General features: G+C 74.9%; 8 protein-coding genes. 5 read left to right on the top strand and 3 right to left on the bottom strand.

Annotated elements, in window-relative coordinates; all coding sequences use genetic code 11:
• The first annotated feature begins 363 nt into the window (after positions 1-363).
• The 3 genes from KS423_RS36225 to KS423_RS36215 are packed head-to-tail and all read left to right on the top strand — an operon-like array spanning position 364 to position 2431.
• Entirely contained in the window at positions 364-918 is a 555-nt protein-coding gene (locus KS423_RS36225; RefSeq protein ID WP_224283991.1) for a hypothetical protein, read from the top strand.
• Between the two features lie 52 nt (positions 919-970).
• On the top strand, positions 971-1552 hold the full coding sequence (locus KS423_RS36220; protein WP_224283990.1) for a hypothetical protein: 582 nt from the start codon (positions 971-973) through the stop codon (positions 1550-1552).
• A 42-nt stretch (positions 1553-1594) separates the two neighbouring features.
• Positions 1595-2431, top strand: coding sequence for an NmrA family NAD(P)-binding protein (locus tag KS423_RS36215; RefSeq protein WP_224283989.1), 837 nt, complete (start codon positions 1595-1597; stop codon positions 2429-2431).
• Positions 2432-2497: 66 nt separating this feature from the next.
• On the opposite strand, the gene KS423_RS36210 is transcribed toward KS423_RS36215, so the two are convergent.
• Both KS423_RS36210 and KS423_RS36205 read right to left on the bottom strand, forming a co-directional pair.
• Positions 2498-3106, bottom strand: coding sequence for a hypothetical protein (locus KS423_RS36210; protein ID WP_224283988.1), 609 nt, complete (start codon positions 3104-3106; stop codon positions 2498-2500).
• Positions 3107-3411: 305 nt separating this feature from the next.
• Entirely contained in the window at positions 3412-4344 is a 933-nt protein-coding gene (locus KS423_RS36205; RefSeq protein ID WP_224283987.1) for a zinc-binding dehydrogenase, read from the bottom strand.
• Positions 4345-4423: 79 nt separating this feature from the next.
• On the opposite strand from KS423_RS36205, the gene KS423_RS36200 reads away from it, so the two are divergent.
• A complete protein-coding gene (locus KS423_RS36200) occupies positions 4424-5131 on the top strand; it encodes a TetR/AcrR family transcriptional regulator (RefSeq protein ID WP_224283986.1) in 708 nt (235 codons plus the stop codon).
• A gap of 81 nt (positions 5132-5212) precedes the next feature.
• Here the strand turns inward: KS423_RS36200 and KS423_RS36195 are convergent, their stop codons facing one another.
• Positions 5213-5803: a TetR/AcrR family transcriptional regulator gene (locus KS423_RS36195; RefSeq protein WP_224283985.1), complete on the bottom strand. Its 591-nt coding sequence runs from the start codon at positions 5801-5803 to the stop codon at positions 5213-5215.
• A gap of 81 nt (positions 5804-5884) precedes the next feature.
• Between KS423_RS36195 and KS423_RS36190 the strand changes: the two genes are divergently transcribed.
• A partial coding sequence (locus tag KS423_RS36190) for an NAD-dependent epimerase/dehydratase family protein (RefSeq protein ID WP_374120091.1) occupies positions 5885-6050 on the top strand: 166 nt, incomplete at its 3' end.

Below are 6050 nucleotides of genomic sequence, written 5' to 3'. Positions count from 1 at the left end.
CCGTCCGGGCGGCAGCCTGCCCCGCCTGCGGCGAGCCGCTGACGGCGCCCGCCTCCTCCCCCGACGGCCAGCGTCCGGGCGGCCGCCCGCCCCGATACTGCTCGCCCCGCTGCCGCTCCCGCGCCTACCGGACCCGGCAGCGGGAGGGCGCGAACCGCGTCACGTAACCCGACGGCGGCGTGACGTAACCCGGGGCCGGGCCTGTCCGACGAGGGAGGACCGCGGCGGCAGGACGCCGAACTCGTTGCTCTCGGGATCCGCGGGACGCCCACGGCTCGTCGGCCGGCAAGGCGGGGCCGTCGTCGTGTGCCGACCGGAAACCCGCGTGCCCCGTCCGTGCCCGTTCTGCTTGACTCCCCCGCCATGAGCACCTCGCACGTCCTGCCGGTCCTGCGCACGACCAACCGGTGGGCCGCCTACGACGCCGCCCGGCGGCTGCTGGCCCTCGCCGTCTCCCCCAGCGGGATCGAGGTAAGGGCGTACGCGCCGCAACTCACCCCGGTACAGGCCCGTCCGCTGCGGGCGGCCTTCCCCGAGAACGTGGGGATCCGAGGCGACCTGGGCCACCCGGAGCCCGGCGAGGAGGCGGCAGTGGGGCCGGCTCCGTTCGTCTTCAGCGCGGAGGAGCGGCCTGCCGGGGCGGTCGAGGAGCAGTTCCTCGACGTCGTCGGGACCGTCACCGCCGAGTTGTCCTGGGACGGCTTCGCCTGGCCCGCCGCCCCGGAACTCGGCCTGGAGCCGCGCTACAAGGACGCCGGGCTCCAGCTCCTCCTCAACAACCGCAGCCTCGACTACGACGACCCGGCGGGCGACCACACGCTGTTCATCCACTTCCGCGCGGGCGACGTCGAGCGCGCCGAGTGGCTGGCCCGGCAGGTGGGGCTGGCGCCGATCGGCCCGGTGGAGCTGGGCTGGTGATCGCCCGGAAATCCGCATGACCGTTCGTGCCTGATCTGCTTGACTCCCCGCCATGAGCACCTCGAACGTCCTGCCGGTCCTGCGCACGACCAACCGGTGGGCCGCCTACGACGCCGCCCGGCGGCTGCTGGGCACCACCGTGCACCGCCGCTCCACGGAGGTGCACGCGTACGCGGACGAGCTCACGGCGGCGGAGGCCCGGCGGCTGTTCGAGGCCTTTCCCGACCACGTGTACCCGGGCACCCGGGAGCGGAGCGTCGGGCACGACGAAGTCCGCCGGCTGTTGGCGGCGGACGATCCCCGGGTGGACGCGCTGGCCCCGTTCTCGTTCCAGCTGGACGAGCAGCCCGTCGGGTCGATCGAGGACAGGTTCCTCGGCCTGCGCGGCTCCTCGCCCGCCTCACTGTCCTGGAAGGGCTTCGCCTGGCCGGCCGTTCCCGAACTGGGCCTGGAGCTCCGCGCCAAGGACGCCGGTGTCCAGATCGCCCTCAACAGCCGCAACGTCGACTTCGACCGCCCGGCGGGCGACCACACGCTGTTCATCCACTTCCGCGCGGGTGACGTCGAGCGCGCCGAGTGGCTGGCCCGGCAGGTGGGGCTGGCGGCCATCGGCCCGGTGGAGTCGGGCTGGTAGCCGCCCGGGCATAGCCCCCGCCCGGTCGGCGTTGGGCCGGGCATGGCCAAGATTCTGGTGATCGGCGCAACCGGCAGTGTGGGCAGGCACGTTGTGGCCTCGCTGGCCGAAGGCGGCCACGAGGTGCGGGCGTTGGTGCGGGACGCGTCGAAGACGCGACTCCCCAGGGGGGTCGAGGCCGTCCAGGGCGACCTGAAGGAGCCCGACAGCCTGGGGCCGGCGCTGGCCGGCGGGGTGGAGGCGGTCTACCTGATGTGGCCCGGGCTGCCCGTGCAGCCCCGGGTGGTGGAGCTGATCGCCCGGCACGCCCGGCGGGTCGTCTACCTCTCGGCGGACGTGGCGGACCTCGCCGACGACGAGCCGGCCGTGATCTTCCACCAGGAGGTCGAGCGGCTGATCCGGCGGTCGGGCCTGGGCTGGACCTTCGTCCGGGCGATCGACTTCGCGGGCAACCTGCTGGCCTGGGCCGACCAGGTGCGGGAGGGCGTGGTCCGCTGGCCGTACGGGCGGGCGCGACGTTCGCTGGTGCACGAGCGGGACGTCGCGGACGTCGTGGTGCGGGCGCTCACCGAGGGCGGGCACGAGGGCGCCGCCTACGTCGTGACCGGCCCGGAGTCGCTCTCGCACGCCGAGCTGGCCGGGATCATCGGCGAGGAACTGGGCGTCGCGGTGCGGTGGGAGGAACTGCCGCCGGAGACGGCCCGTGAGCAGCTGACGGTGGCCTGGGGGAACGCGGCGTTCGTGGAGGCCCGGCTGCGCGCCTGGGAGTCGTTCACGCGCGAGCCGGAGCGGGTGACCGGCACCGTGCAGGAGGTGCTCGGGCGTCCGCCGCGCGATGTCCGCAGCTGGGTGCGGGATCACGCGGCGGACTTCCGGTAGGCCGGGGCCGCGCGTCGGCGGGCCTCGGCCGTCGGGCCTCAGCCGTCGGGCCTCAGCCACCGGGCCTCAGTACCGGACGGCCTTCACCACCACGGGCAGGAGGGTCTGGTCGGCCGGCTGCCTGCTGAAGGCGACGGGCTGGGCCTTGCCGTTCGGCGGGACGTTCTCGGCACCGACGACGGCGCTGTCCACGGCCTTGCCGCTGGTGTCGGTGAAGTCGACCTGGACCGCGTAGGAGGCCGTGGTGAGCCCCGAGTTCTGGATGGTGACGACCACGGCGTGCAGGCCTCCGGTGTTCTGCCGTGCGAGGCCGGTGATGGTGATGTCGTTCACCGCGTTGCCGCCGTCCGGCACCCCGCTGAGCACCGAGGTGGCCTTCTCCCTGGTCATCGCCTGCTGGGCCGAGACGGACGCCTCGAAGGCGGACGCCGCCGCGGACATGGAGGCGGCGGCTTCGGAGGAGGCCACCGCCGCCGAGGCCGCCGCGGCCGACGCCGAGGCCAGCAGCGACTCCGCGGCGGAGGCGATGGCGGAGGGCGGCTCGCCGGAGAAGGCGCTCGCGTTGGGCGGGGTGGCCGACGGTGAGCCGGCCACCGTGCCCGACGGGCTGCTGCCGCAGGCCGCGAGCACGACGGCACCGGATGCCGCCACGATCAGCGCGACCGTGCGCTGCACCGTCCAGCTCCGGGCCGGTGGCCGGTCGCCGCCCGGGGAACGGACGAGCGGCGGGCGCCCGGGCAGCGGGCGGTGGCCGGTTCGGCCGTGGCTGGGGGGACTGTGGAGTTCACGCACCGAGGATCCCTCTCCTGGTCGGTGTTCGGCGGCCGAGGGGCCCGTACGTCCCCATGCTTGGCAACATCCCGCTCCACAGCGACAGCTCCTGACCCGTCCGAGTGGGCGGGTGCGCGCGAGCGCGGCCCGGCAAGGGCCCGGACGGGGTCCGAGGGCAGGCCTCGGGAGCCTCAGGAACCCCGGGAACCTCAGGAGCCGATGGTCAGCACCGCCTTGCCGTGCAGCCGCCGCCCGAGCAGGGCGTCGACCGCCTCGGCCGCGTCGTCCCAGTCGCCGCGCCAGGTGATGCCCGGGTCCAGCTCGCCCGCCGCCACCCGATGGGCGAGCCAGCCGAGGTCGCGGTCGAGGCCGGCGCAGGCGAGCAGGTAGAAGGAGACCACCGAGCGGTCGTGCCGGGCCGCGTCGCCGAAGAGGGCGCCGAACGCGAAGTCCTCCCCCTGCCCGGAGCTGTGGCCGGCGGCGACCAGGGTGCCGCCCGGAGCCAACGCCTGGTAGGCCTCGACCAGTTGGGGGCCGCCGACGAGGTCGACCACACCGTCGACCGGTCCGGCGGCCTCCTTCGGAGAGGCGATCACCTCGTGGGCGCCGAGGCCGCGCAGCAGTTCGCCCTTGCGGGCGGGCGAGCCGGTGGACGCGACCACGTGCGCGCCAGCCGCCCGGGCGAGCTGGACGGCGTAGCGGCCGACGCCGCCGGTGGCGCCGGTGACCAGGACGCTGCGGCCGAGCAGCGGACCGATGCGGTGCAGCGCGCGCAGGGCGCTGGCGGCGGCGACCGAGATGGTGGCGAGGGCGCCGAGGTCGGCTCCGGCGGGTGCGGAACCGATCAACCCGGTGTCCACCGCCCGCAGTTCGGCCCAGCCGCCGGCGGTCATCAGGGTGACCACCGGGGTTCCCGCGGCGGGGCCGGAGCCGTCGGCGGCGGCGCGTTCCACGATTCCGGCGGCGTCCCAGCCGAGGACGGTGCCGTCGGGGGCCGTGTCGAGGCCGAAGGCGACCTCGCCGTAGTTGAGCGAGGTCGCGGTGACCCGGACCAGCGCCTGGTGGGGTGCCGGTTCGGGGTCCGGAGCCGTGCCGAGGCGCAGGCCGCCGGGGGCCGAGCGGTCGACCAGGAGTGCGCGCATGGAAGATCCTCCCCAAGATTCTGCCACTGAGTGGCATAAGCCTACAGGTGGCACTATCGGCCCCACTAGACTGACCGCGATGACTCCCGAGAAGGCCACCGCCACGGCGCCGGAGCGGGGCGCCGGGCAGGCCCCCGAGACCCCGGGCGCCACGCTTCCGCTGCGCGAGCGCAAGAAGCTGCGCACCCGCCAGGCACTGATCGACACAGCCCTGGAGCTGTTCGGCGAGCACGGCTTCGACGGGGTGACGCTGGACCGGCTGTGCGAGGCCGTCGAGGTCTCCAAGCGGACCTTCTTCCGCGCGTTCACCAGCAAGGAAGACGTCGCGATGGCCCCCACCCAGGACCTGTGGGCGGCGTTCCTGGAGGTACTGGAGAGCCGCCCGCCGGGCGACGGCAGGCTGCTGGCCGTCCTGGAGGAGACCCTCGCCGAGGCGATCGACCGGATGCCGGGCGACGGCTGGGCCGAGCGCGCCCTGGCGAGCCGTCGGCTGGCCGCCCGGACGCCCTCGATGGACGCCCACGGGCTGGCCTTCTGCGAGCGGACGACCCGGGAGGCGGTGTCGGCGGTCAGCCGCCGGTTCGCCCTCGACGGGCCCCAGGTCGGCGCCGGACTCCGCGCCCGGCTGGCGGTGGACATGCTGGTCGCCGCGTTCCACCAGGCGATGGACGGCTGGGTGGCACAGCCGTCCGGACACACCCGCGCGGACCTCGCGCGGCGACTCCGGGCGGCCTGCGCCGAACTGCCGGGCGCGCTCGCGTCGACGGTCGAGCCGCGGCAGGCGTGAGCGGAACCGCGGCAGGCCTGAGCGAAACCGCGACGACCCCGAGCGGAACCGCGACGGGCCGCCAAACCCGCCCGGAGGGGCTTACGCCGCCCGCAGGGAGTCGAGCCAGCGCAGCAGGCGAGCCCCTTCGCGGGTCATGACCTCCGGGTCGCGCAGGGCGTTGGCGAGCAGGGACATGCCCTGGTAGCCCGCGACCAGGGTGAGCGCCAGGCCGTCCGGGTCGGGCAGGCCCAGCTCGCGGAACTGGCCCGCGGCCCAGTCGAGCAGCCGCCGGATCACCGCGCCCGCCTCCGCGTCGAGGTCCCCTTCGGCGCGCTTGTCGAGCTCGACGGCCAGGGTGCCGGTCGGGCAGCCGTGCCGCGCGGCGGTGTCGCGCCGGCCGACCCAGGCCTCGACCAGCGCCTTGAGGCGGTCCAGCGGGTCGGGCAACTGCTCCAGCCGGTCGGTGAGTTCGTCCAGGTGTGCGCTGTGCTCGGAGAGCGCGGCGCGGACCAGCTCGCCCTTGGTCTTGAAGTAGTAATAGACGTTCCCGACCGGGACGTCCGCCTCGCGCGCGATGTCGGCGAGGGTGGTGCGTTCGACGCCCTGTTCGTGCAGGACCCGGGCCGCGGCCGCGGTGAGCCGCCGGCGCTTCTGCGACGCCGCCGCGCGGCGATTCACTGAGTCAGTCATCCGACTGACTATAGACAGCCGCCCGCGGAGGCGGCTACGGTCTTCCCCGAGCCAGTTCTCAGTCAGCCAACTAACTCACTCATGGGGGCGGAAATGATCACAGTGACGGGCGCGACCGGCACCATCGGCCGGACGCTGGTGGAGCTGCTGGCCGGGGCGGGCGAGCAGGTGGTCGCCGTGTCCCGGCAGCCGCAGCCCGCCCACCCGGCGGCCGGGGTCCGCTGGGCCCGGGGCGGCCTCGGCGACG

This window comes from Streptomyces sp. LS1784, assembly GCF_020103755.1.
GTDB lineage: Bacteria > Actinomycetota > Actinomycetes > Streptomycetales > Streptomycetaceae > Kitasatospora.
Note: the sequence above shows the minus strand (reverse complement) of the source record. Positions and strands in the feature narration are given on the sequence as shown.

Coding starts and splice junctions, on each gene's coding strand:
- KS423_RS36195 (WP_224283985.1), bottom strand. CDS start 5,803: ATGACTGACTCAGTGAATCGCCGCGCGGCGGCGTCGCAGAAGCGCCGG.
- KS423_RS36205 (WP_224283987.1), bottom strand. CDS start 4,344: ATGCGCGCACTCCTGGTCGACCGCTCGGCCCCCGGCGGCCTGCGCCTC.
- KS423_RS36225 (WP_224283991.1), top strand. CDS start 364: ATGAGCACCTCGCACGTCCTGCCGGTCCTGCGCACGACCAACCGGTGG.
- KS423_RS36215 (WP_224283989.1), top strand. CDS start 1,595: ATGGCCAAGATTCTGGTGATCGGCGCAACCGGCAGTGTGGGCAGGCAC.
- KS423_RS36200 (WP_224283986.1), top strand. CDS start 4,424: ATGACTCCCGAGAAGGCCACCGCCACGGCGCCGGAGCGGGGCGCCGGG.
- KS423_RS36220 (WP_224283990.1), top strand. CDS start 971: ATGAGCACCTCGAACGTCCTGCCGGTCCTGCGCACGACCAACCGGTGG.